Genomic DNA, 25141 nt, shown 5'->3' on the forward strand with positions numbered 1-25141 from the left:
GTCATAATGTCACCTGTTAACTTATGAGGTGATGATATCACCTCTAACTAAGTGACCAAATTCACTATGCCACTACAACCCCTTAGCAGGGCGTTATACGAATAGAGGGAAATTATGTACAAAAATACTGATTTTAACTTGGATTCAAAAGAGTTCAGGTTTAAGAAAGACTCATATCCTTTGTCTAAGATAAACAATGTTAGGGTTAAAAAGTTAAGTTTTCTTGATAATTTAGGTCAAGTTTTATTCTGGGTGTGTGTTTTTTCAGGGGCAGTTTGGTTAGTTATTCCAAGGTTGGAAGAGGTGCCACAATGGCTACTAGTTTTAGTTCTTAGTCTGACGGTTGTAGGTTTGGTTTTTGCTCTTTTTCGTTGTTCTAAATATGCACTTCAAGTCGAGTTTCGCCACATAGATGAAACGGGCGTTCAATGGGTTAATGTCGCTAAGTCATACTCAAAGTCAGATTGTGAGTTATTTGAACAGCAAGTGTTGGCACTGAAGAAATTCGTATAACAAATTGTTCAAGAGTGATTCGGCACGCGTGGCATTTTTACTATGCGTTGGCTTTAGTGGTTAAGGTGTTATGCGGAACTTTCGGTATTGCGTGCCTCACACCTTAACGCGGCGTTATAACTCAGGAGGAAGAGTGGAAAATTTCCCGATAGAAAAGCTCAAATTTACAAGTGCAAAGATTTCTGGTGTCGATGGCGACGTCTCACTTGAGATAGGAATAGAGCCGTTTGAACTTAGTCTAGACGACTATTCTGAGACAATAGAAACTGTAATTAGCCTAAACGGTATTAATTTACCTACAGAGCTTAATGAACTTACTGGTAGAACATTTACTTTCCCTGTAAACCCAGATGACGGGTATATTGATGGGTCAGTTTACTTCTTTGCAGCTCATAGTCCTGTTGATATCACTGAAATTAAATTTGGTGAATCGACAAATGGAAAGTTACCTATGACACTTGAATCCTCATGGGTACTGGAATTTGAGCTAACAGGGTTTAAAAACCTACATACAACAATCCACACGTATCTGAAGTTATAACAAGGCGTTTAAGACGGATTCACAACGCGTGGCATTCTCAGTTCAAATTGAGTTTTGTGCTTACGGTGCAATGGCTTAGGTTCGGTTGTCAGCGTTGTTAACCACTTAACGCGGCGTTAGCATGCAAATAGCGTCAATCAGGTTTTGAAGGATTATAATGAAACTTGTAACGAAAAGAGTAGAGAATTTAGGAACTCCTTCATCTGAAAATGGAGTTTTCTCAATGCTTAGTGAGCTCAGAAGAGAGCTTCTACTAGAGATTTCGGAAGGAGAAAAAAGGATAGGAAGTTCAGAAGAAATAAAAAGTTGGATTTTAGAGCACTATCAAGCCAACCCCTTAGTTGGTGATATGTATAATGCAATTTTAATGATAAAAAAAGATTTAGTTTATTCTGAAGGCGATTTACCACAGCTTGAGGAATGTAAGTCTAAGATATCTCAATTGGAAACATTACCTCTTCCTGAGTTTTGCTTTATAACTTCTCGTATTCAAGATGTAGAAAAAGGAGTGTTAATTCAAAGAGAAGAGCTTAAAGGCGCTGGTTTAGTCTATTCTATAACAATTTTCGATAGAGAGTACTTAACGAAGAAAGCAGTACGCCTAGAAATTCGAGTGTGTAAAAAAGAACCAGAGCCATTTGTTTCTCTTTTTACCATTAATGGCTGGATTCATATATCTAAGGAAAGTGTGCAATCAAATGAGTATGCCGTATTTGCTCTCCGATGTTTAATAGCCTATCACCGTTACGAGTATCCAGTATTAACAAAAGATTTAATAATTGTTGATGAACAAGATAAGCTTACTGATAATGACTATTTATTAGATTTAATAGTTAAGGCTCATAAAAATGAAATAAAATGCTATAAAGCAGAAGTTCCATTAAATATTATTAAGCCACGTGATATTGAATACGCATTATCTATTCCGAAAGAAAGAATTCAGTCTTACATTAACAAAATGTGTGATTTTGGCTTTTCTTTTTCTGAGTTGCTTATCTATGAAGATGGTAATGTTTTCATAACTGATGACGATTATCCTGTATACCTTGCTTATGCAGCAATGGATATTAGTATGGTTCCAGCGGTAATATTAGGTGAATTTAAGAACACTGATGTGAAAGTTTTGTCTGAGGGAGGAGGAGAGTTGATGCCTCCGATAGGTGTCGAAGAAATTGAAGACTCAGGTATTCCTATTAAAACTAAAGAACAAGCTCTTAGAGAGAAAATATCTAGTTTATGCCCCAAAATTTCTGATTCTACGAAACTGGAAAATAGATTTGTTCATTTCTGTAGACTAATTGGTAGTAGATCGACAAAAGAAAAAGAGCTACATGAATTTTTAAATAAAAATCCACAAATTTTAGATAGTCATATGGCCTCTATGTTCAGCGAAGTTAGAATAGGTCGCTATAGAGCAGACTTAGTTATACGTTATGAGCAAGTCGACAAAAAAGTAGTATTGGTTGAGCTGGAGCGTCATAGTGATAAAATATTTACGAAGTCCAACCGTATAAGAAAAAAAGTTACTCATGCATCTCAACAAGTGGAAGACTGGATTAACGAAATTAGATTAGGGACAAATAATGCACCGAAATGGTTAACGAATCAGTATAATCCTGAAGGTTTTGTCGTTATTGGTCGCTCAAAAGACCTCTCAGAAGACCAAAAACAAATTTTGTTTTCATTAAATGTGAATCGTAAGGTAAAGATAATAACCTATGATGATTTGTTGGAGCGAATGAAACGGCTTATGGGAATGATTGGTGGCTTAAACTAGTAAATGCATCTATGCCGTTATTAATATGTGTTCTGGCGTTCTAATAAGCGAATGCTAACAAATTGCTTAAGAGTGACAGCTAACCTTTGGTATTTTTGGTTTGGGTGAGTTTAGTGATTACGGTGGCTTTGCTTGAACTTAATGGTTGGTTAGCTGCACCTTAGCAAAGCGTTATGCGACCTAAAGGAAATGGATATTTATGGATAAGTTTGGAATGCTACAAGAGCTTGGTGCAGGTGACTTTCAACACCTTAACGGTTCATTGGAAGCGCACCTTAAAGGGACTGAAAATGTTCTGATAAGTTGGGGTAGTAGCGAGTTACTTCAAATTGCAGGTCTCTTTCATGCTGCTTATGGAACTGCGGGCTTCGATGAAAATATGGTGTCGCTAAGTCAGCGCCAAGAAATAGCACGAACTATTGGGTGTGATGAAGAAGCTTTGGTTTACTTGTACTGCTCATGTGACCGAGACTATGTATTTCCTCAATTTGGCAAAGTGCCAGAAATCCAATTTAAAGATCGATTTACTGGTTCAACATTCAAACTCGACAGTGCAACGGTGAAATTGTTTTGCGAGTTAACTGTCGCTAATGAGCTAGAGCTTGTTTATAGCAGTGAAGAGTTCAAACTCAAATATGGTGCTGAGCTATTTGAACTGTTCCAAGGTATGGACAACTACTTAAGTTTCGATGCTAGAAAGGCGTACAAATCAGCATTGTCGAATTTCGCATAACAAATTGTTCAAGAGGGATTCGCAACGCGTGGCATTTTCACTGTGCGTTGGTTTAAGTGATTAAGGTGGTATGCAGCAACATCGGTATTGCGTTACTCATCCCTTAACAGAGCGTTAGGGTACAAACGTAAAAAAGCCCACCATATCAACAGTGGGCTTGGAATTTAAGCTTCCTCTGCTTCACCTTGGCTAGAGTTACTTCTGTCGAAAGCAAACTCAAGTTTCAGAAACCAAGCGTGAAATGCTGCAGAAACACTAAAACTAATCTTCATAGTCAACGCCTCTAAGGGTTGGTGACTATCAGGCTTGAAGGTGTGTTTTGAGTTTCAGGTATATTGAAATTAGTCGTTTTAAGTTAAATTAGAGAGAGTTTTAAAATTAGTGTTTGTCTTCAATCTTATGAGCTTTAGCATCTTAAGCATTGAAATAGTAGTCTAGTTTATGTAGCTCTTTACTCTAATCTTTATTCAGTTATGTTAGTTTCAGTATCTTACTTTTGGTATTTAGTTACCTTAATTTTGCCTGACACCTCGCGGATAACCGCTTGAAATTTATACTATGCATTTAAGCACTCATGTCAAGCGAGAAGTGCCCTAACAAAGCGTTTAAGGCAGATTCGCAACGCTTGGCATTTTTGGTTCGATTCAGCTCTAGTGTTTACGGCACAATGTTTTAGGTGTGGTGGTGGCGTTGCTCACTACTTAACGCGGCGTTAGGTGCTTGAAGGAAAAGGTAAGTATGGAAATTACTTTTCAGCAGATAAACATTGATGATTTCGAATTGTGCGTTGCTGCGAGAAAAGATGCATACTTTTGTAGTTTTGGGCATTACGATGGTTTCGACGACTTCATCAGTGGGTATCGTGAATGAGTATTAGACCGGTTAGCAGCATCAGGATGGTTCTATATCCATATATTTGTGGATGGTCAGTTTGCAGGGCAGTTAGAGTTTCGTAGCTTTTCACCCGAGCCGGAGACTGGCTATGTGCATCTCATTTACTTAAAGCCGAATTTTCGTGGTTCAGGACTCGCTGCAAAATTGCAGGATTATATTGTAAGGACGTTGAGTAAAGCGGGTTGTTTGCGTGCTGTACTTTCAGTAAGCCGAACTAACCATCGAGCTCTCACATTCTATAAGCGCCATGGTTGGGAGTTCGTGCGCAATAATCCCAAGCACGATGAAACAGACTTTTACCAACTTTGGCTACGCACCTAACAAACTGTTTAAGAGTGATTCGGCACGCGTGGCATTTTTACCATGCGTTGGTTTTAGTGGTTAAGGTGTTATGCGGAACCTTCGGTATTGCGTTGCTAACCCCTTAACAGGGCGTTAGGCTCCGAGGAAGCAATGAGAAAGAAAGTAGAAGAGCGCTTAAATAGGCTTAATAAAGGATGCTGTCTAGTTCATGGGGGTTTTATGTCTCAGGTTGAAGGGTGGTATGAAAATGAGCAGGGTATAAACTACACCGTTGTCGGATGTTCTCGAAACGCTTGCAAAATTTTAGCAAGAGCTTTTTCTTATGACGGTCCTTGGGAGATTGATGAAAAGTACATTCATTTGTTTGATGAAAACAAAGTAGATCCAGATTTCCTCGACCATACTGTTAAACCAAATGACAGAAAGAGCGCCGTGAAAAAGTATAGGTCGGATGTTTTTAGCAAAACCTCCGGTTTTTGCTACTACTGCGGGGTTGGATTAACGCTTGAAACGCTAACTGTTGATCATTTTTTCCCCGAGTCTCGAGGAGGTAAAACAGAATTCTCAAATTTATTTCCGTGTTGTAAAACCTGTAATTCCTCAAAAGGAACTAAAGACATTGAGGAGTTTAGGTTTTTATGTCAAATGAGGGAGTTCAAAAAAGAGCACGGAGTAGAGTTCAATCGAGAGCAGATTAACTTTTTATCCAAAAGTGGATTTGACATTCAATTGAATCAACATGACTTTTGGTTCGAGGAAAACATAGCCTAACAATCTGTTTCAGAGGGATTCGCAACGCGTGGCATTTTCACTATGCGTTGGTTTTAGTGTTTAAGGTGGTGGTATGCGGCGGCTTGAGTATTGCGTTGCTCACCCCTTAACAGGGCGTTATGTTAAATAGTGCTTCAAAGCCCACAGGTATTCAGCTAATCTCTTGTTCCACACAATATCTTAGGTATATACATGATTGATCACGTTACAATTCCCGTTAGTGATTTAGAAAGAAGCCGGAAGTTTTATGAAGAAGCTTTTAGTCCACTAGGGTACAAAATTGCATTTGGTGGAAAAGGTAAATTTTGGGCTTTCGACCTCGGTAAGGGCTTCTTATTCGAGATCTGTAGTGCTAAGGCTGAGGGTGCTTTAACGAGCTTTCATATTGCCTTTCGTGTGGCGAGTCAGCAAAAGGTTCGAGAGTTTTATGACTCAGCTATTTCAGCAGGAGCGCGAGACAACGGAGCTCCAGGACCGCGACCTCACTATACCGAGAACTATTATGCATGCTTCGTTCATGATCCAGATGGTCATAATATTGAGGCTGTCTTTGACACCTGGAAGTCTTGATGCAGTTGAAAATGCGGTAAAAGTTTAATGTAAAACACGTGCTGAGTTTCAACATAACAAACTGTTCAAGAGGGATTCGCAACGCGTGGCATTTTCACTATGCGTTGAGTTTTTGTGGTGAACGTGGTCTGCGGAAGGTGGGTTTGTATGGCATTCACCCTTAACGCGGCGTTATGAGCCACCATGAAAAATGCAGAATAGAGTGGAATAGATGGAACGGAAAAAACAGGTTCAGTGGCTAAAGATTCAAAAGGGAGGCTTTCTCAGACACTGTCTTACTCATGGATTAGCTTTCTGTGTACCATTTGTATTTGGTACTGCATTTGTTCAAAACGATTTTTACTTGAACTTGTCGCCTTTTATTTCGTACCGGCTTTACTTAGTTACTGTCATTGGCGCGGTATTTCTCGCAAGCAGTGATTGGATTTTTAAGAGTAGGCAGTATCAAAAACACAGAAAGAATCTATTGCGAAAAAATGTCTCATAACAAGTTGTTCAAGAGTGATTCGGCACGCTTGGCATTTTTACTATGCGTTGGTTTTAGTGGTTAAGGTGTTATGCGGGAGCTTCAGTATTGCGTGCCTCACACCTTAACAAGGCGTTAAGTTTCATTTAATTCGGAGTAAATAAATGTGCAATATTAAAGTTCCAGATTGGAATTGTGGAAAAGCATTCGCGACGGTACGAGTCAATAATTGGTATGAGCTTGAAGCACTAATTGAAAAGGACTTTCTTGATTGGAATGAATATGTTTTTCGAGGACAAAAAAGCTCCAATTGGCCGTTACGTTCAAAATTCGATCGTGAATATAGGTTAGCCCTAAAAAAGCTAGATGAAGCAGAGCCTTCTAAGGGGTTATCAGAGCAAAATATATATCTGGTTGAAAGGAATCTGAATTTGAGTCTAGATCCTAGAAATGAAGTGTTAGATAGGCTAATAAGCACATTTAAAAAGGCGTGTACAGGTCGTCGCGGACAGTTACCTAAGACATTGTCAGATATTGAATGGTGGGCATTAGGTCAACATTTTGGTTTAGCAACCCCTCTCCTAGACTGGACTTTATATCCTTATGTTTCAGCATACTTTGCGTTTAGTGAAGCAGATCCAGATGAATCTGGTTGCCGAGCTATTTGGGCTTATTCGCATGATGGGATGATGGAGATTTTTATTAACTCGCCAGAGTACTGTCATAAGGAAATAAAAGAATCTGACACTATTATGGTGCTCTCAGGGTTAACTGATGAAAACTCCAGAATAATTAGTCAAAGTGGTTTGTTTACGCGTATACCAAACGGTGAAGATATAGAAGAGTTTATTGAAAATAATATCGACTTAAATGGGATGGCCCCAATTCTTTACAAAATAGAAATACCGAATACGCAAAGAGAAGCGTTTTTACGTCATTTAACGGTTATGAATATACATAGCGGCTCTCTTTTTCCTGATCTTGTTGGTGCTGCTGAATTTGCAAATCGTAGCCTCGAATGTGAATCGGAAAATTTACTCTGGAAAGCGACACCAGCTTTTACCAAACGGATGCTTAGCAATGGAGCATATCACGATAACAATAAATGAACTTAACAAAGCATTTAAGAGTGATTCGCAACGCTTGGCAGTTTCGCTTAGCTCAAGTATAGCCAAGCGTTGCTCACACCTTAATACGGCGTTATGTGAATAGAAGGTTCCAGTGAACAAGGTAGTCAAAGAGCGCTTCGAGGAATATCCGGAAAATGCTCGTATTAGGCTAGAGGAGCTACGAAATCTAGTCTTTCAAATCGCATCTGATTTGGAGCTGGGTGAAGTCGATGAAACTCTAAAGTGGGGTGAACCCAGCTATAGTGTAAAAACAGTCAGCCCGCTAAGAATGGACTGGAAGCTGAAATCCCCTAACAATTATTACCTGTTCTTTAACTGCCAAACTAAGTTAGTCGATACATTTCGAGAATTGTATGGTGAAGAACTGGTGTTTCAGGGAAAAAGAGCAATCGTTCTGTCCATATCGCAAGTGTTGCCAGAAACAGCAATCAAGTCCTGTTTAGAGTTGGCTTTAACTTATCAGCAGCGTAAAAATTTGCCTCTTTTGGGCGCGTGAAAAAATTCACATAACAAAGCGTTCAAGAGGGATTCCCCACGCTTGGCATTTTTGGTTTTAATCAGTTTTAGTGTTTATGGCATAATGGTTTAAGTCGGGTGGTGGCGCTTTCCCCCCCCTTAACGCGGCGTTAGTCGCCAGAAAAAGTTAGCAATCAAAATTACGTTTCTAAGCTTAAAATTTAGCTGATGATCGTTTGATACGCCGGTGTGTCGTCGATGGTCAAAACTCAGTTTCAACAGCTTCAAATCCAAAGTTTTGTAACTGTCCTAGCTGCTGTTTTGTACTTCGGTGCTGACAGAGCAGGGCAATCAAGAGTCTGTTTTTGGTTGCAACGCCACTCGGTGAGTTTGTTGGTACAAAAGCCGATTTACTCTCTGAAATGACGTTTTCTTTGGTGTTGTAAATTCCACTTGGTTTCAGTGACTTTGTTGAAAGTCCGCACTGTTAGATTGGTTTTCAAAAAGCGCTTTTTGGGTGTTATCAGTCCGTTTTCTGCGGCGTTTGCTGTTCCAATTGGTTTCATTGAATAGTCGCTTTGAGACTACGCCAGACTTAAGTGCATCAAAGCACATAAAGTTTGTTGTTCGCAAAGTTTAGTTTGGCTTAAAATTATCGCTCGGTGCCTCGTGACTAACAAACTACTAAAGAGTGATTCGCAACGCGGGGCATTTTTACTATGCGTTGATTTCGTGATTACGGTGGTATGCGGTAGCATAGGTATTGCGTTGCTCACTACTTAACGCGGCGTTAGGCGTCTATGAAATGGACTATGGAATATTAGCTAATGAAACTCGAAGAACAAATTGAGAAGTTATCAGACATAGGGTTGTCGTTGAATAAAGGTGTGACTATTAACGATTTACTCCTTTCATATTCTAGAGAAGAATACGAATCGAACCCTTTTGATTTAATTCTTTTTGTATACGGAATAGAGATTGAAGAAGAACCATGGGGACGGTTTGTTTGTGATCAGGCGTGGAATTTCGATGCAGAGGCGATTGAAGAGGATGGTTCCTATATTGAAATAGTAAAGCAGTTCCATCGAATCACAGGCAGAACTAAGGACTTAGAGGGGCTGCGAGATACTGTAAACCTAGAAGAACATTATGCAGAGCTCCAATATTCAGTTGATGGTGTTAAAAGGTTGCTAAAGCCTGAAATAGACGATGATTGGGCTGATGCTAAAACTATCGAAATTATACTAAGCGATTTACGCCAACCGGGGTTCGATTTCTATCCAAAGGATAATGGACAAGCCAGTATCTGGTTCTATTTGTCTGAAAGTCAGGCTATAAAGCTAAACCAACTCGCCAATAATGTGTTTAATTTAGAACGTAAACCATGGTGGAGAGTATGGTAGTTATCAGTGAGTTCAAGACGTCTAACAACCGCTTTAAGACGGATTCGTAATGCTTGGCGGTTTTGGTTTGAATTGGTTTTAGTGTTTACGGTGTAATGGTTGAGTGTTGTGGTCGCGGTGCTCTCCACTTACGTGGGCGTTCTACGAATGAGGAAGATTCGTGAAAAAGTGGAAGTTTGTATTCTGGGTAATGTGTTTCTTAACGGTTTTAAGCATTCTTCAACTCCCATTTTTTAAAGAGTTAAATATTGGAGCATTTATAGGCTCATTTGTATCCGCAATATCTCTTGTCAGCTTTTACGGCTTTAGTTATCGAGTTGCCGTCGGTAGCAAAGTGCTAGCGATCATCATCTTTGGGATAAATGCACTTGCTATGCTGGGCATTGCAATATTTAGTGTGTTCTTCTTACTGACTTATCTAAGTCCAGGAACCTTGTTCTTTTTTGTTACAGGGATGGGACTGATGCTTGTTTACCTGTACCCGCTGTATATGTATGCATTTAAATCTACAGAGGTTTGGCAACTGGAGTAATTAGCATAACAAACTGTTCAATAGCGATTCGCAACGCGTGGCATTTTTACTATGCGTTGGTTTTCGTGTTTAAGGCGGTATGCGGAAGGCTCGGTATTGCGTTGCTCACCTCCAAAAGGTCATTAATACTCAAAGGTCAAATATGGATATTTACCCAGAAATCGAGTTATCTAAAGCGCAGCATAATGCAATTGAAGCTCTTAGAAACAAGTCGTTTCCTGAACATCAAGTTACTCGCTCTTACTATAAGCAACTCCCGCATATGAGAGTTCTGAATTACGAAGGTGATCAGTTAGTTGGTTACATGGGATTAGACTACAGAGTTGTTCGCGTTGGTGATGAAATTTATAAAGTATTAGGTGTGAGTGACTTTTGTGTCGAGAGCACAGTTCAAAGACAAGGTATTGGCACAAAAATGTTGTCTCAACTCAGCGAGTATGCGTCCACTAAAGATGTCGACTTCATCATTTTAGTCTCCGATTTGGAGCGTTTTTATGTGGCTAATGGTTATATGCGCCTTAACTCTCTAAGTTCTTGGTTGCGAGTTCACGAACATAAAAATTACGGTGTCGCTGTAGAGCAACTAGATGATTTATATGTTAAACCTATCAGCGGTAAAACTTGGGCTGTTGGTCATATAGATTGGTTAGGGTATATGTACTAGTCTGTAGTGGGCTAATAAATTGTTAAAAAAGAAATACTACACGTGGCATTTTCAATTAGCGTTTCTTATACGTTACGAGAGCGCTTTCCCACAAGGAGTAATATGTGATTGTAGTAGCAAGGTTTTCTTTTCCTCATGAAGCTCATATTGCGAGAGTAAGCCTAGATAGTGTCGGAATAGAAAGTTACATCGCTGACGAGCACACGGTAAATACTCAGTGGCTTTATTCAAATGCAATTGGCGGCGTCCGTCTGATGGTGGCCGAAAGTGATGCAGAAGATGCGAAAAAAATACTTAGTAGCGATTTCTCAGAATCATTGGGAAATGAAGTTGACGTTGATGAAGAAAAAGACGTTTGCCCTAAATGTGGTAGTAAAGATCTATTTGCATTTACAAAAGGTAAACGTCCAGCTTTCTTAGTTTTTATTTTACTGGGTTTTCCACTGTTTTTTTACAAGCATGGTTATAAGTGTAAGCAGTGTGGGGAGTTTAGTGAAAAACTTTAAATCTTTAGATAACAAGGCATTAAAGAGATAACTTGTACTCGTAGTATTTTTACGATGAGTTAGGTCGAGTGCCTATACAAGAAGTCAGAGTTACTGCTTGCTTACAAGCAAAGTATTATACGATAGTGAAGGAATAACATTGAATGAGTGAAATTAACACAATAGAGCAGTTAAAAGAAATTTACGCAGAGCCAAGTGCGAGAGCTAAAAATAAAGCTCTGCCTGTGCTGGATGTTCATGCGATTACATTAATTAATAATTGCCATTTTGCAGTTCTAAGTACCGCTGATTCACAAGGGTATATCGATCTCTCTCCTAAAGGAGGAGAGCCTGGCTTCGTAAAAGTTTTAGATGAATCAACATTGTTGCTCCCTGATAGCTCGGGGAACAATCGTATCGATAGTCTAAAAAATATCATTAGTAACCCCAAGGTAGGGTTGTTATTGATGGTAAATGGTATTGATGAAGTGCTCCGTATTAAAGGAATCGCAAGTATTCACACCGACGCCAACTTGATATCTGCTTGCCCCGATGGAAGTAAAGATCCTAAGGTTGTTATCAAAATAGTCATAGAGAGTATGTATTTTCATTGTGCGAAAGCGGTGATGAGAGGGAAACTTTGGTCTGATGACTATAAAGTAAATCGCTCAATTCTCCCTTCATTAGCTCAAATCTTTAAAGATCAACAAAAGTTAGAAAGTAAAGCGCTTAATCAAGAAGAGATGTTGAAATATTACCAATCTAGCCTTTAGAACGAGCGTGGTAATATATTGAAAAGATAGAAAAATCAGGTTCGACCGTACTATGCGGAAGTATGGATTAGGTTTAGTGGGGATGTTACTGTCTCAATAGCGTTAGTTCACAAATAAACAATTGTTAGTCCAAATTTTAAAATGAAAAATGCAGGAAAATTTACTCTAGAAAATTACGTTTTGGCTAGTCCGGGAGTTAGGTGTGTTGGACAAATGATTGATCTTTTTGTCAGTTTTAGCATTTTTACGCTCGTTTTATGGGGCGGCTTAGAAATCGGTATTGAAAAAGAGCTTGTGCGCGCTACAGCAGTAACTGCGACTGTATCGTATTACCTTTTTTCTGATTGTTTACCAAATGGTCAAAGTGTGGGTAAAAAACTTTTGGGCATTGCAGTTATAAGTGCAAGAACGGGTAAAAAGTGCAATATTTTTCAGTCGCTCTTTCGAAATGTTATTACTCCATTCTTAGGTTTTATTGACTCAATTTTCATTCTTGGTAAAAAGAGGCAACGGCTCGGTGATAAGTTAGTGAGAACGGTGGTGGTAGTGCACTAGTTTGTTGAAAAAATTGTTAACGCTGAGGACTTGGGTTCAAGTCGGGCTTTGTTTTCGTGGTGGAACAGCCTTGCTTAGGTGGTAGCGTTACTCACATACTTAATGTAGCGTTGTAAGAAAATTGGTATTGGAGTCCAAGTTTTATGTCAGAAAAAGAGAAAATGTTAGCAGGTGAGCTTTATGACCCAAGTGATGAAGAGTTATTAAAGTTAAGGTTGAGCGCTAGGTTACTAACTGAAAAATTGAATGCCACCTCTGTTGAGCATAAACAAAAGCGAGTTCAAATCACTAAGCGCCTGTTCGGCACAACAGGTGACGATATTCATGTTGAATCTTCTTTCAATTGCGACTACGGATCCAACATTCACGTTGGAGATAATTTTTACGCTAATTTTGGTTGTGTGATTTTGGATGTTGCGGAAGTTAAGTTTGGTGATAACTGTTTACTTGGGCCTCAAGTTGGCATTTATACTGCGACTCATCCCTTAGATCCTATCGAGAGGAACAGTGGTTTAGAGCTAGCAAAGCCCATAAACATTGGTGACAATTGTTGGATAGGTGGCCATGCCGTAATCAACCCTGGCGTAACACTTGGGAACAACGTGGTGGTAGCCTCTGGCGCAGTCGTTACGAAGAGTTTTGGAGACAATGTCGTTGTTGGTGGCAACCCAGCCAGAGTACTGAAGGAAATCGTCACTAAGCGATAATAAAGTATATGGACTATTTTGAGCCTGTGTTTAGGACTTATGATCAACTCACTCCAAGCTTTGATGCGTTCAGCGGTTACTTGTTGACGCACTTGAATGTCTAAAATTTGCTTCAATATAGAATCGTTACACGTGGCGCTTTTGCCGTGCGTTGAGCTTGTTTAAAAGTCTCATACGAAATCATTTGTATTACGTGTCTCACACTTTTATTGGATTTTCGTCACCAATAACGAACCAAAAGGCTGACCCCAAAATGTTAGTAACAAAGATTGAAACGGAACGATTAATTCTAAGAGAGCTAGTTGAAGATGATGCAAGCGAATTGTTTGACATCTTCTCAGACCATGAGGTCATGAAATATTGGAACTCTGGCCCTTGGGTTTCAATTGAAGAAGCGCGGACATTTATAGCCAAGAGTACACAGGCCATGAATAGGAATACAGAAGTGACACTAGGCATCTTCCTAAAGAGCAATGGCCAACTTCTGGGTAAGATAATGCTGTTTAATCACGTGAAAGAGTCTAGGCGCGCAGAAATTGGCTTTGGCGTGAGTCGTCATTTCTGGGGTAAAGGCATTGTATTAGAGGCGGGAACTGCATTAATCGAACACGCATTCAAAACACTGAATCTACGTCGAATCGAGGCTGAGATAGATCCAGACAATGCTTCTTCAGGTAAAGTCTTGGAACGGTTAGGTTTTATAAAGGAAGGTTTCCTAAGGCAGCGTTGGGAAGTGAATGGAGTAGTCTCAGATTCCGCAATTTACGGGTTGTTAGCTAAACCCTTAGACAGCGTTTAGTATCCGGCCTTAAACGCATCTAATAGGTCTAGCCTGCTCGTGCTCTATACACAGCCTTACATTTGACGGTGAGGTTTCTTGAATTGACTTGGTGGTCACTGAATGTACTATCAAAGATAGGACTTACTGCAAGGATAGCAGCATGAGCGAGAAATTATTTTGGGTTAATCCCTACCAAACAGAACTTAACTCAAGAGTGAGCAATGTAGACGGAAATAAGGTTGAATTGGACCAGACTATCTTCTTTGCAGAGTCTGGAGGCCAAGAGAGTGATAAAGGAACGATTAATGGTATTCCGGTTTTGATTGCTCAAAAGTTAGGTGTTCGACTTATTTACACATTGGAATCCTCTCCAAATTTTACTCTTGGTGACATTGTAACTACGAATATTGATTGGAAGCGTAGATACGCCTTAATGAAGCTACACTTTGCGGCTGAAGTGGTGCTCGAGATGTTTTATCAGCGTCGGGAAGGCATTGTTAAGATAGGCGCGCATATTTCTGAAAATAAGAGTCGCATAGATTTCGAGTGGTCTGAAAGTATTGGCCCGCTATTGAAAGAAATTGAAACTGATGTGCAAGATTTGATTAACTCTGATTCAGTCATTATTAGTGACTTTTCCGATCAAGAGAGTGAAAGAAGGTATTGGAGAGTGGATGGGTTTGCGCAAGTGCCTTGCGGTGGCACTCACTTAAAGCGCACATCAGAAGTCGGCCAAATTCAATTAAAACGCAAGAACATCGGTAAAGGCAAAGAAAGGGTAGAGATAACCTTATGCTCGTAGGTCGATAGGGCATTAGAAATAGATTCCTAACACGTGGCATTTTAATTCATGGTGAGATTCACATTTGCGATATGATGGTTGAGATTGAGGGCGTGTTGGCTACTTCTTAACAGGGGCGAGAGGATGATATGTCGAAAGTAACATTGAAAGGCTTTATTTTAGTTCCGGAAAAGGATTTAGAATTAGTAAAACATGCGTTAATAATTCACAAAAGGCTCACGTTAGAAGAGCCGGGCTGCCTTACTTTTCTTGTGACTCAAAGCTCGACTAATCCTTTTCGTTTTGATGTCTATGAGGAGTTCGTCGACAAAGCCTCTTTTAAGCAACATCAGGAAAGAGTTCAAGCCTCACATTGGGGAAAAGTAACCGCCAATGTTAAACGTCAATACGAAATCTTTGAATGTGTGCATGACTAATCGAATCGGAGTGATTTAGAGCGTTTACGCTTTGTTTTTTAGGTTGCTCTACGCTCTGCTATGTTGCTTTATTCATCTATTAACCTGGCTTAGTGTTCTTGATACTTTGCCGTATTAAATCTAGAAATTTTAATGGAAGTGTTATGTTTAGAGTTGTGTATGAATGGCGTGTGCCAAGTGAAAAAATGGATGAGTTTCAAAATATATGGCGTTCGACGACAGATTCAATTCATCAGTCAGTAGAAGGGGCGCTTGGTAGTTTTATGCTTCGTTCTTACGATGTACCGGAAAAGGTTTTAACTATTGCCAAGTGGCGAACACGTGAAGACTGGGAGCGGTTTTGGGGAACTAGTAACCCAGAAAAAATGAAGAAGATGAGTGAAATTGCAGAGCGTATTTCAGTTGAACCATTCGATGAAATTGAAGATAGAACTAAGTAGGGCAATAGAAACGTTAAAGTGATGCCTAATGAACAGTTTGGCGGACAATATGAAAGACAACCTTAACCAAGGAATAGGGTTATGCAGATTTTAATCGTTGGAGGTAGTAAGGGTCTAGGAAGGTTCTTGGCTACGAACTTACAGGGTACAGAAATTTATGCGATTTCTAGATCAAAGCTAGTTGAGGAGGGAGTCGCTTCTGTTTGTATTGACGTTGATCCCGGTAAAAAGCCAGATTATACGTGCTTCAAAGGTGTAGAGTTTGACATCATAGTTTATTTGGCGTCGATGTGGGGAGAGTCTTCAGAATTGACAACAAACGAACTGATTGAGTTTATGAATGTTGGTCCGATTGGGTATCTTAATTTAGTCAATGAGCTTAACGCTTTAGGTTCACTTAACGATAAATGCAATATTGTATCTATTGGCTCTACAGCAGAGCTTTCAGAAAGTAGTGAATACCCTGCATTCGCCCTCAGTAAAAGATTACTCAAAGATATTTCTAGCCAGCTGCAAAACGTTTATCGTGATTACCGCTTTACTCACTTTACAATAGGTGGGATCGGGCATGCTGAAGAGGAACGTATTGAGTATTCGAGTGTTTTGGAGATTATAAATATGCTAACCAAGCTTGATCCAAACACATACCTTTCAAATATGCATATAAAGTCCAAGCTAGGAATGTAGCTCTCAAGCTGTATTACGTACCTGCTTCTATGGTTTGGCATCATGTGCATTCTTTTTATTGAGCTATGGTTATAACTCCAATGAAAGGAGTTTACTTATGTCATACATTGATGGGTTTGTCGCTGCAGTGCCGACAGCGAATAAAGAAAAGTATATCGCACACGCAAAAATAGCAGCAGAAATGTTCAGGGAGTTTGGGGCCTTAAAGGTTGTTGAGACGTGGGGGAGTGAAGTACCAGATGGTGAGATCACATCATTTCCCATGGCAGTTAACGCTGAAAGCAACGAAACCGTTGTGTTTTCGTGGGTAGTCTGGCCTTCAAAAGAAGTTCGAGACTCAGGGTGGCTGCGGATCATGGGTGATCCTCGAATGAGTCCAGACAATAACCCAATGCCCTTTGATGGAAAGCGTCTCATTTATGGCGGATTTGATGTTATTTTGGAGCAGTAAAATACCAAATAATCTCAACTCGATTCGTGACACTTGGTGTTTTAATCAGTATTACGCTTCTGATGTACGTTCAATAGAGTATTCCGCGATAAGTGTTGATAAAACTCCATTTGGAGGCTTAGAGTAAAAATGGAAGAGATAAATTATTCACTGATTGTCGTATCAGCTATCGCTACCATCGCTAGCCCCGGACCTGCGACTCTTGCGATAGCAGGCACGTCAATGAACCACGGTCGACGCTTTGGTGGGTATTTGGCTGCAGGTGTTTTAACGGGGTCTTTATTTTGGTCAACCTCAGCCGCTTTTGGTCTCGCAACCATACTCTATAGCAATGTTTGGCTTTTTGAAATTCTTAGATATTGTGGGGCATTTTATCTTTTATATTTGGCTTTAAAGTCCGTACATTCTGCCTGCAACATCGAGCAGCTAAAGTTACCCAAAACATACGTAACGACAGAGAAGGGTAACTACTTAACCGGAGTGTTAATTCACTTAACTAACCCAAAGGCTATTCTGTTTTTTGGTGCGCTTTATTCGATAGGGGTTCCTCCTACGGCCAGTCCGTTGGAATTGTTGTCGGTCATTTTTGTTGTAGGGCTGGTTAGTGCTTTGGTTTTCTTTGGCTATGCTTTTCTTTTCGCGTATAAAAAGGTCAGGCAAACCTATCTCAGATCCAAAGCAGTTTTTGAAGGCGTGTTCGCGTTATTTTTTGGTGTGGCAAGTATTAAGTTGCTGCTTAGTGAGGCAGGAAAATGAAGCAAAAAAGGCTTGAAGAAATAAGAATAGATAATCTATCTGATTTGACGGTCTATTAAGTATACTAAGTAGCCGATTTGTTAACTTCCATAAGAGCTGCTGGCTAGAAAAAGCTTACAACCAAACGATGCTAAATATTATCATTCAAAGGGCTAACAAAGGCCCATAATTTAATTCGTATCACTGTTCATGATTGTGCTCTTCGCGCAGTGCTGTAGTATTAGTAACGTGTTGTTAATACTAAATATAACCAATTGAAACCTGGACGTTGCATTACTTGTAGCTCGATGAAATGTTATCCCGCAAGACGTTAATTTGGAGAAAAGAATGGATTCAAACTCACTATTATTATTTGTTGTCGCTTGTCTCGCTATCAACATGATTCCTGGACCTGATGTAATTTATATTGTTTCCAATACAATGAAAGGTAAATTATCTGATGGGCTGAAAGCGGCTCTGGGGCTTGGTATTGGTTACTTTTTTCATACACTAGCGGCATGTTTAGGTTTGTCAGCAATAATTCTGAGTTCATCTTTGGCTTTTAGCGTTGTTAAATGGTTAGGGGCCGCTTACCTAGTTTATTTAGGTGTTCAGTCATTACTGTCTATGTGGCGTGGAGAAAGTAAAATCGTTGAAAACAAAAATGTTGATAATAATAAAAATGTGTTTGTTCAGGGGGTTATCGTCAGCGTCTTGAATCCAAAAGTAGCGCTATTCTTTCTCTCGTTTCTGCCTCAATTTATTGATACGTCTGCAAGCTCAACATCAATGCAATTATTAGTACTTGGCTTGCTGTTCAGCGTACTTGCGACGACATGTAACGTTTTGTACGCCTCTGTGGGTAATTGGGTATTTAGTCGTCCACACTCTCAGCGTTATTCAAGAACTCTTGAAGGTGTTTCAGGTATTCTACTTATCAGTCTAGCGAGTAAAGTGGCATTTAGTGATCGTTAGATACAGGGCATTTTATTCTCGTGATTATTATATGGCTAATGTTTGCTCAATCTATACGCTAAATGAGTGCTATTGCATAGGTTGAATCACAAATTTCAAAAATACCAATAAGTGAACGTATTTATTTATAGTATGGTTGGCGCGATTTTATCGTAGCTAGGTTAATAACATGAAAAATAAAGTAATTCTGTGTTCCGCATTCCTTTTGGGTTTGTCAGGTTGTGCTTCTGTTCCTACTGTTGATTCGACAGTATCAAATCAAATGAAATCATTTGAAGCACCTCAAAAGGGGAACGCAGGGATTTACATTTACCGAGAAGATGCTTTTGTCGGAGCAGCACTTAAAAAGTATGTTTACGTCGATGGAGAATGTATTGGTGAAACCGCTCCTGGTGTGTTTTTCTACCATGAGGTCGAAGGCAATAAAGAACATCAAGTAAGTACAGAGTCTGAGTTTTCTGAAAATCACTTAACTATCTTAACGTAAGCGCCCCACAAAGCACACATTCAATTAGCCAGGCACCAGACTTATGATCTTATCTTCACTAATAAGGAGATAAGATCATGGCTCACCGACGACGCAGCGATCAGGAATGGCTGGAAATATTTCAGCAATACGAAGACAGCTCTCTTAACCAAAGAGAGTTCTGCCGACAGAATCAACTCAGCCCTTCAACTTTCTTTTCAAAGCAACGGTCGCTGAAGCTAACCAGAGAAAACCAGCAATGCAGTTTTGTCCGAGCGGAGGTAGTTGAACAGACCACTCGCTATCAGGTAACGAATTCCGCAACAGAAAATATGACGCTTTGCTTTAACGATGTTGAGTTGAGCATCCCGCAAGGCACGCCAACAGATTATCTGGCCGAACTTATCGGTGCATTATCATCATGAGGGGATTAACTAACGCGCCTGCTATCTACCTGTATCGTGAGTTCGTTGACTTCAGAAAATCCATTAACGGTCTGGCCGCACTGGTTGAGTGTGAAACTAACTTGCCTCTGAGTTCAGGAGCATTGTTCCTGTTTACCAACAAACAGCGCGACAAAATAAAGATACTCTACTGGGATAAAACGGGCTTCGCGCTCTGGTATAAACGACTGGAAAAAGCGAAGTTCAAATGGCCTTCCCAGGAGAAAAAACAGGTATTTACCCTCAACCAATTTGAGTTGGACAGGCTGCTCTCAGGCTTCACTATTATCGGCCACAAGCCTGTTGAAATACACGATTTTACAATGAGTTAATCGTTATAAAAGTCAGATGTATCAGGTGTTGCAGCGGCATTTTTAGTATAATGGATGCCATGAAAAAGATGCCTGATATTAACCCTGACAGCCAAGATATTGCCGAGCTTCAAGCGATGGTAAAAGCCCTTATGGCTGAAAAGGCATCGCTGCTTGAACAGTTCAAATTAGCTATCGACCGTCAGTTCGCCAAACGCTCTGAATCACTCAAACCTTATGATGATGCACAGGGTGACCTGTTTAATGAAGCGGAGTGCGAGGTCGATGCAGCCTCTGACGAACAGGAAGTGGTAACGACAACCACGACCAAAAAAGTACGAGGTAAACGCAAGCCGCTTCCTAAAGACTTGCCCCGTGAGCATATCGTTCTGGACCTGGATGATGATGAAAAAGTCTGCTCATGCTGCCAGCACCCTCTGCATAAAATCGGTGAAGATAGTTGTGAAAAGCTGGAGTTCACGCCAGCAGTACTGAAGGTTCTGGAATATGTTCGCCCTAAGTACAGTTGCCGCCAGTGTGAAAAGGAAGCCGATAAGGTTAGCATCAGCCAAAAGCCTGCACCTGCCAGTATTATCCCTAAAAGCTTCGCGACAGAAAGCCTTCTGGCTAACATCATCCTTGGAAAATATCAGTACGCGCTACCGCTTTACCGTCAGGAAACCCTGTTCGAGCAGTCTGGTGTCGAGCTATCCAGAACAACCATGGCTCGCTGGATGATGCAGGTCAGCGAACGTTTTACTCCGTTGTATAACGCTCTGCACAAACACTTGCTGGAGCAGGTGGTCATCCAGGCAGATGAAACACCACTAACCGTGCTTAAAGAAGATAAGCAATGCTATATGTGGGTTTACTGCTCTGGTGCTGACTCTCCTGAAGCGACATTGGAAGGCGTTAAAAACATCGTGCTGTACGATTATCAAAATCGTCGCTCAAGAGCATGTCCCATCGGCTTCCTTGGTGACTACAATGGCTACCTGCAAACGGATGGATACCGAGTCTATGACGGCCTGGAGAAGGTTGAACACCTTGGCTGTCTTGCTCATGCTCGCCGTAAGTTCATGGATGCGAAGAAGGTACAAGGTAAAGGCAAAACAGGAAAAGCGGATGTCGCTCTGGCAAAAATCCAAAAACTGTATGCGCTTGAAACTCGCCTGAAAGGAAGGTCTGCTCTGGAGCGAATGACTGAACGACAAAAACTGGCGAAACCTATGCTTGATGACCTGCATAAATGGCTGACATCGCAAAAGGTCATCGGTACAGGTGAACTAGGCAAAGCAATCAAATACGCGGTTGGTCAGTGGCCGAAACTGGTTCGGTATGTCGAAGATGGTCACCTGTCTATCGATAACAATCGGGCTGAGCGAGCAATAAAATCCATGGTTATTGGCCGAAAAAACTGGCTCTTCTCTGACACTCCCAGAGGTGCCGACGCCAGCGCAATGCTTTACAGCATCATCGAGACAGCAAAAGCGAATGACCTTATCTTGTACGACTACATGGTTAAGTGCATGAAAGAGTTGGCTAAGCCCGAGCCTGATATCGACTCACTTCTTCCCTGGAACTTCTCCCACACATAAAAAAGCGCCCGTGTGTTCATGGGGCGCTTACATCTTAACGGAAGAGGGTCGTAATTATTTCGTTAATCAATACATTAAAATGGGTGTATTTGTTGGTGGTGCGGGCGTAGAACTCGTGGACGAAAGCAAAGGTAAAGCAGAAGTACTAAAAGTCGACATGGCAGAAAAAGGAAACTGTTCTTCGATCTAGTTTTACTAACAGACGCTTTTTAGATTAAAAAACACATTATCAATGTAACCCAACGCTTGATGAGATCCATTCAGCGTTGGGTTTTGTATTTTTGGCAAACAGTATACCTATTTCAGACCGCATGATTTGCTACCTCCTAGCTTGAGCCAATTTATCGTTCAAAGTATCTACTTGTGAAACGTGAATTTTCGAGAGGATTTCGTAGGGAGCAATCCTACAAACGCGATTAACTGATATATCATTCCATCATTAACCTTGTCGAGTGTATTGCTAAACTAGGTAGCGGTGTGTCTCCTCTCATTAAACAAATAATAGGTATATCAGTTTTAGCTTCTATGCCTTTACATCATGCACTCGGAGCGCAATTTAAAATCAAAGGGCTAACACCAATATTAGAGAAAAATCTTGAAAGTCACCTTACACCACTAACGAAACTCTCTGTTTCAAACATTACCTCAAATCGACTAACGCAGATGGTTAATAATACGTTAAACCCTTATGGCTACTATCATTCCGAGCTCAATGTTCAGAGATCAGAGAATGATCTCATCACGCTTGAGGTTGACGCGGGGGAGGTGATGTTGGTGGCAAAATCTAATATTGCTGTGTCGGGAGAGGCCAGTAACGATCAGGATTTCATCGAACTAATCAATCAAGCTCAACTTAAACAAGGGCAGCCGTTGCTTCATTCTGAGTACGACACACTAAAACGAAACTTGATTTCATTGGCTCAGCAAAAAGGTTACTTAGATGGGCGTTTTATCGAATCGTCTTTGGAAGTCATTCCAAGCTTGAATCAAGCCCATGTGAATCTGCATTTCTCTAGTGGTTCTCGTTACCAATTTGGAGAGCTGTCTGTTCTTACGTCGGGTATCGAAACGGCACGAATAGAAGCGATGAGAACGTTTGAGTGGGGCGACGATTTTGACACTTTGAAATTGAGTCAATATCAGGCCGATCTCTCCAGTACTGATTGGTTTCGCAGTGTGATTGTGAAAGCGGATTTCGAGGAGGTATTCGATGGCTATAAGGTGCCGATAGAAGTGCTCGCAGAGCCGAATTCACGCAATATTGTGCAAGTCGGTGGAGGTTATTCGACAGACTTGGGGTTGCGCGCTTCGCTAAACTGGACCAAGCCTTGGTACAACGCACGTGGACACAGTTTTGAGGCACAAGCGTACGCTTCCAAACCGGAACAATCGCTATTACTTGGTTACAAAATTCCCACACAAAATGTTCTAACGGATTACTACGGGATTCAGTTTGAATCTAAGCATGTCGACTATCGAGACACATCGAGTTTTTCTAATGATTTATCGTTTGAAAAACACTGGCAGTTAGACAGTGATTGGCAAAGCACCATGCACGTTCGTTATTTGCAAGAGAGTTATCGACAAGCGTCGGAGAATAACGAATCACAGTTGTTATTACCTGGGGTGACATTTTCACTGCTTGATCGCAAGAACGATCAATTAGAAGTAAATCACCGTCACGTCTACTCATTGGAATACTCGGACCCCAATTTTTTCTCCGATTCTCGTTTGCTGCGCATTGAAGGCAACAGTGTGCTGTCGTGGGATATTAGTGAAAAACACAAGTTTCACTTTCGTTCCAATGTCGGTATTAATGTCGCTGACACTTTGAGCGATATCCCATCATCATTACGTTTCTTTGCGGGAGGTGACGGCAATCTTCGTGGTTATGGTTATGAGTCTATCTCTCCGAGAGACGAAAATGGCGATTTAACGGGTGCCTGTTACATGTTTACTGCTGGGCTGGAATATCAATATCAGGTCTACCGCCAATTGTGGCTTGGGGCATTTTATGATGTTGGTGATGCCTTCAACGATAGGGTGGATTGGAAAAGCGGTACAGGGTTGAGTTTGATATGGAACTCAAAATACGTGCCCGTCAAAGTGGACTTTGCTTATGGTTTAGATGCTCCTCAAGGAGACCAATTCCGCGTTCACTTTTCGCTGGGCACGCAGTTTTAGCGGCATTAAAAAGGCTCTCATCCTTGCAGATAGAGAGCCTTTTTAAGTCTTGATTGTTTAGAGTTCGAACTCACCATTCAGTTTCTTGAATATCCAGTTAGGCGCCTTATGCCATCCACCATAGTTTGGATTCTTAGTATGGATCTCATGCATTGATTGCCACTGAGTTTGGCCTTGTCCATCTCGAGATACTCGCCAAAACAGTTCATCTTGTTGTCGAGTTAAGTAGTGCATGACATGTTCTGCAAAGGCTTCGCTTTGGACCAACACACCAAATTCCACATTGAGGAAATCCGATCTTGGGTCGAAGTTTGATGAGCCGATATAAGTTAGCCGATCATCGAGTATCACTGTCTTGTTGTGATAATAAGTATCCGCATGGAAGTAATGGTCATCATTTTTCGCTTGGTTTTTGTACTCAAGTATATGAACGCCCTTATCCAACAAGGTTTGGCGATGCTCCTCGTAATAAGCCGGAATAAAGCCAGAATCATTAGATGCAGACGAGTTCGTCATTAACGTGATGTCCGCTTTTTGCTCCATCAAGGTATCAATAAAGGTAAATTCACCATCACTTGGTACCACATAAGGTGTTGATATCACTGCTTTTGATGCAGAGGTTATTTGTTGCCAAACTTGGTGTTCTGCACGTTTTCTAAAGTAGGGTTTGTTGTTTGCTAACTTGTTTAATGAGTCGAAAACGGGGGTGACTTGCGCAGTAATGAAGTTGGGACTGGTCAGTTGCTTAACTTGTTTTTCAACTTCCGCCTGAATGGTGCTTTTGTCTTTCTCACCTTTATTAAGCGCTTTAGTAAACGCGGAATAGTTTGGGGTAACGTTAACGATGTTTTCTATTGGCGTAACATGTTCGCTGTCCCAAAGTTGTTGGTAGTTCTGGTCGAACGCTCGAATAATGCTGCCTTTGAACAAGACATCCATATCAAAGAAGTTGGCTTTACGGCTGTAACCAAAATAGTTGTCGCCAATGTTACGTCCACCTAGAATCATCCATTGATGGTCGACGTTGAAGTACTTCTCGTGCAGACGATTGTCCAAACGTTGTTGATGAGTAGAGAAGTTGACGGCACGACCAATCCAACCTGACTTACGTGAATCAAACGGATTGAATAAACGGATTTGAATGTTGTCGTGAGCGCTGAGATCAGCCAGCCATTTCTCGTTAAAAACCAATAAATCATCGAGAGTGAGTCGAACTTGCACGCCTCGATCTGCTGCTTGCTTGAGTTCATTGAGTAGCATCAAACCAAGCGTGTCACTCTCCCAAGAAAAGTAAGTCATATCGATGCTTTGTTGAGCATTTCTAACCAGCTCAACGCGACGAGCAAAGGCTTCCGGAGCGGTAGGAATTAAGTAAACTTCGGCTTGATGCTGAGTAGTTTGCCAATTGGCTTCAAAATCCGGTTCAACTTGAGGGTAGGGTTGGGCACAGCCAACCAATAGTGCGCCAAAGATAAAGAGTAGCAGAGCACGAAGGGTGTTAGGAAACATGAGTAAACCTTCCTAATTGTGTTCAAGGAATAAGGATGAAAAAAGCCAGCGAACTGGCTTTTAGGTATTT

29 protein-coding genes and 2 pseudogenes are annotated in these 25141 nt (G+C 40.8%); 30 read left to right on the plus strand and 1 reads right to left on the minus strand.

The window, feature by feature from the left end:
- Positions 1-114 precede the first annotated feature (114 nt).
- The 30 genes and pseudogenes from R8N28_RS11150 (at position 115) to R8N28_RS11300 (ending at position 23562) form a co-directional block, all read left to right on the plus strand.
- A complete protein-coding gene (locus R8N28_RS11150) occupies positions 115-513 on the plus strand; it encodes a DUF6232 family protein (protein ID WP_025519062.1) in 399 nt (132 codons plus the stop codon).
- A gap of 133 nt (positions 514-646) precedes the next feature.
- A complete protein-coding gene (locus tag R8N28_RS11155; RefSeq protein WP_132937075.1) occupies positions 647-1054 on the plus strand; it encodes a hypothetical protein in 408 nt (135 codons plus the stop codon).
- A 157-nt stretch (positions 1055-1211) separates the two neighbouring features.
- Complete coding sequence (locus tag R8N28_RS11160) at positions 1212-2831, plus strand: Shedu immune nuclease family protein (RefSeq protein WP_225478318.1); 1620 nt, start codon at positions 1212-1214, stop codon at positions 2829-2831.
- Between the two features lie 199 nt (positions 2832-3030).
- On the plus strand, positions 3031-3564 hold the full coding sequence (locus R8N28_RS11165) for a DUF6817 domain-containing protein (RefSeq protein WP_065274604.1): 534 nt from the start codon (positions 3031-3033) through the stop codon (positions 3562-3564).
- Between the two features lie 738 nt (positions 3565-4302).
- Positions 4303-4779: pseudogene (locus tag R8N28_RS11170) on the plus strand (GNAT family N-acetyltransferase).
- A 132-nt stretch (positions 4780-4911) separates the two neighbouring features.
- Complete coding sequence (locus R8N28_RS11175) at positions 4912-5532, plus strand: HNH endonuclease (RefSeq protein ID WP_262635503.1); 621 nt, start codon at positions 4912-4914, stop codon at positions 5530-5532.
- Between the two features lie 192 nt (positions 5533-5724).
- Entirely contained in the window at positions 5725-6102 is a 378-nt protein-coding gene (locus R8N28_RS11180; RefSeq protein ID WP_132937081.1) for a VOC family protein, read from the plus strand.
- Positions 6103-6732: 630 nt separating this feature from the next.
- On the plus strand, positions 6733-7677 hold the full coding sequence (locus tag R8N28_RS11190) for an FRG domain-containing protein (RefSeq protein ID WP_206959765.1): 945 nt from the start codon (positions 6733-6735) through the stop codon (positions 7675-7677).
- A gap of 112 nt (positions 7678-7789) precedes the next feature.
- Complete coding sequence (locus R8N28_RS11195) at positions 7790-8194, plus strand: DUF1801 domain-containing protein (protein WP_206959767.1); 405 nt, start codon at positions 7790-7792, stop codon at positions 8192-8194.
- Positions 8195-8981: 787 nt separating this feature from the next.
- Complete coding sequence (locus tag R8N28_RS11200; RefSeq protein WP_132937086.1) at positions 8982-9557, plus strand: hypothetical protein; 576 nt, start codon at positions 8982-8984, stop codon at positions 9555-9557.
- A gap of 160 nt (positions 9558-9717) precedes the next feature.
- Positions 9718-10089 (plus strand): hypothetical protein, encoded by a 372-nt coding sequence (locus R8N28_RS11205; RefSeq protein ID WP_318183380.1) that lies wholly within the window; start codon positions 9718-9720, stop codon positions 10087-10089.
- A 142-nt stretch (positions 10090-10231) separates the two neighbouring features.
- Entirely contained in the window at positions 10232-10753 is a 522-nt protein-coding gene (locus R8N28_RS11210; protein ID WP_065274603.1) for a GNAT family N-acetyltransferase, read from the plus strand.
- Positions 10754-10857: 104 nt separating this feature from the next.
- The gene (locus tag R8N28_RS11215; RefSeq protein ID WP_065274602.1) at positions 10858-11259 is read left to right on the plus strand and encodes a DUF2007 domain-containing protein; all 402 of its coding nucleotides are present in this window, start codon (positions 10858-10860) and stop codon (positions 11257-11259) included.
- A gap of 143 nt (positions 11260-11402) precedes the next feature.
- Positions 11403-12011 (plus strand): pyridoxamine 5'-phosphate oxidase family protein, encoded by a 609-nt coding sequence (locus R8N28_RS11220; RefSeq protein ID WP_065274601.1) that lies wholly within the window; start codon positions 11403-11405, stop codon positions 12009-12011.
- 141 nt (positions 12012-12152) lie between these two features.
- Entirely contained in the window at positions 12153-12566 is a 414-nt protein-coding gene (locus R8N28_RS11225; protein WP_065274600.1) for an RDD family protein, read from the plus strand.
- Positions 12567-12709: 143 nt separating this feature from the next.
- Positions 12710-13273 (plus strand): sugar O-acetyltransferase, encoded by a 564-nt coding sequence (locus R8N28_RS11230; RefSeq protein ID WP_005389307.1) that lies wholly within the window; start codon positions 12710-12712, stop codon positions 13271-13273.
- 253 nt (positions 13274-13526) lie between these two features.
- The gene (locus R8N28_RS11235; RefSeq protein ID WP_053350310.1) at positions 13527-14072 is read left to right on the plus strand and encodes a GNAT family N-acetyltransferase; all 546 of its coding nucleotides are present in this window, start codon (positions 13527-13529) and stop codon (positions 14070-14072) included.
- Positions 14073-14214: 142 nt separating this feature from the next.
- A complete protein-coding gene (locus tag R8N28_RS11240; protein WP_053350311.1) occupies positions 14215-14856 on the plus strand; it encodes an alanine--tRNA ligase-related protein in 642 nt (213 codons plus the stop codon).
- Positions 14857-14984: 128 nt separating this feature from the next.
- Positions 14985-15272 carry a putative quinol monooxygenase gene (locus R8N28_RS11245; RefSeq protein ID WP_017821462.1) on the plus strand — a complete coding sequence of 96 codons (288 nt, stop codon included), beginning with the start codon at positions 14985-14987 and terminating at the stop codon, positions 15270-15272.
- Between the two features lie 143 nt (positions 15273-15415).
- Positions 15416-15712, plus strand: coding sequence for an antibiotic biosynthesis monooxygenase family protein (locus tag R8N28_RS11250; protein ID WP_033907479.1), 297 nt, complete (start codon positions 15416-15418; stop codon positions 15710-15712).
- An 81-nt stretch (positions 15713-15793) separates the two neighbouring features.
- Complete coding sequence (locus R8N28_RS11255; RefSeq protein ID WP_054728580.1) at positions 15794-16399, plus strand: hypothetical protein; 606 nt, start codon at positions 15794-15796, stop codon at positions 16397-16399.
- A gap of 97 nt (positions 16400-16496) precedes the next feature.
- Positions 16497-16850, plus strand: coding sequence for a DUF1428 domain-containing protein (locus R8N28_RS11260; RefSeq protein WP_005387184.1), 354 nt, complete (start codon positions 16497-16499; stop codon positions 16848-16850).
- Positions 16851-16979: 129 nt separating this feature from the next.
- Positions 16980-17606, plus strand: a complete 627-nt coding sequence (locus R8N28_RS11265; RefSeq protein WP_065274599.1) for a LysE family translocator — start codon at positions 16980-16982, stop codon at positions 17604-17606.
- Between the two features lie 327 nt (positions 17607-17933).
- Positions 17934-18560 carry a LysE family translocator gene (locus R8N28_RS11270; protein WP_065274598.1) on the plus strand — a complete coding sequence of 209 codons (627 nt, stop codon included), beginning with the start codon at positions 17934-17936 and terminating at the stop codon, positions 18558-18560.
- 169 nt (positions 18561-18729) lie between these two features.
- Positions 18730-19044: pseudogene (locus R8N28_RS11275) on the plus strand (DUF2846 domain-containing protein); the annotation flags it as partial.
- 80 nt (positions 19045-19124) lie between these two features.
- Positions 19125-19451, plus strand: coding sequence for an IS66 family insertion sequence element accessory protein TnpA (tnpA, locus tag R8N28_RS11280; protein WP_318183381.1), 327 nt, complete (start codon positions 19125-19127; stop codon positions 19449-19451).
- Entirely contained in the window at positions 19448-19801 is a 354-nt protein-coding gene (tnpB, locus tag R8N28_RS11285; protein ID WP_010451947.1) for an IS66 family insertion sequence element accessory protein TnpB, read from the plus strand. The genes tnpA and tnpB overlap by 4 nt, the downstream gene beginning before the upstream one ends.
- Positions 19802-19860: 59 nt before the next feature.
- Positions 19861-21378 carry an IS66 family transposase gene (gene tnpC / locus R8N28_RS11290; protein ID WP_010451944.1) on the plus strand — a complete coding sequence of 506 codons (1518 nt, stop codon included), beginning with the start codon at positions 19861-19863 and terminating at the stop codon, positions 21376-21378.
- 10 nt (positions 21379-21388) lie between these two features.
- Entirely contained in the window at positions 21389-21568 is a 180-nt protein-coding gene (locus tag R8N28_RS11295; protein WP_318183384.1) for a hypothetical protein, read from the plus strand.
- 335 nt (positions 21569-21903) lie between these two features.
- Positions 21904-23562 (plus strand): autotransporter assembly complex protein TamA, encoded by a 1659-nt coding sequence (locus tag R8N28_RS11300; protein WP_237288965.1) that lies wholly within the window; start codon positions 21904-21906, stop codon positions 23560-23562.
- Between the two features lie 57 nt (positions 23563-23619).
- Here R8N28_RS11300 and R8N28_RS11305 read toward each other — a convergent pair whose 3' ends face one another.
- Positions 23620-25071: a phospholipase D family protein gene (locus R8N28_RS11305; protein ID WP_065274596.1), complete on the minus strand. Its 1452-nt coding sequence runs from the start codon at positions 25069-25071 to the stop codon at positions 23620-23622.
- Positions 25072-25141 lie beyond the last annotated feature (70 nt).

The organism is Vibrio sp. Vb1554 (assembly GCF_033344235.1).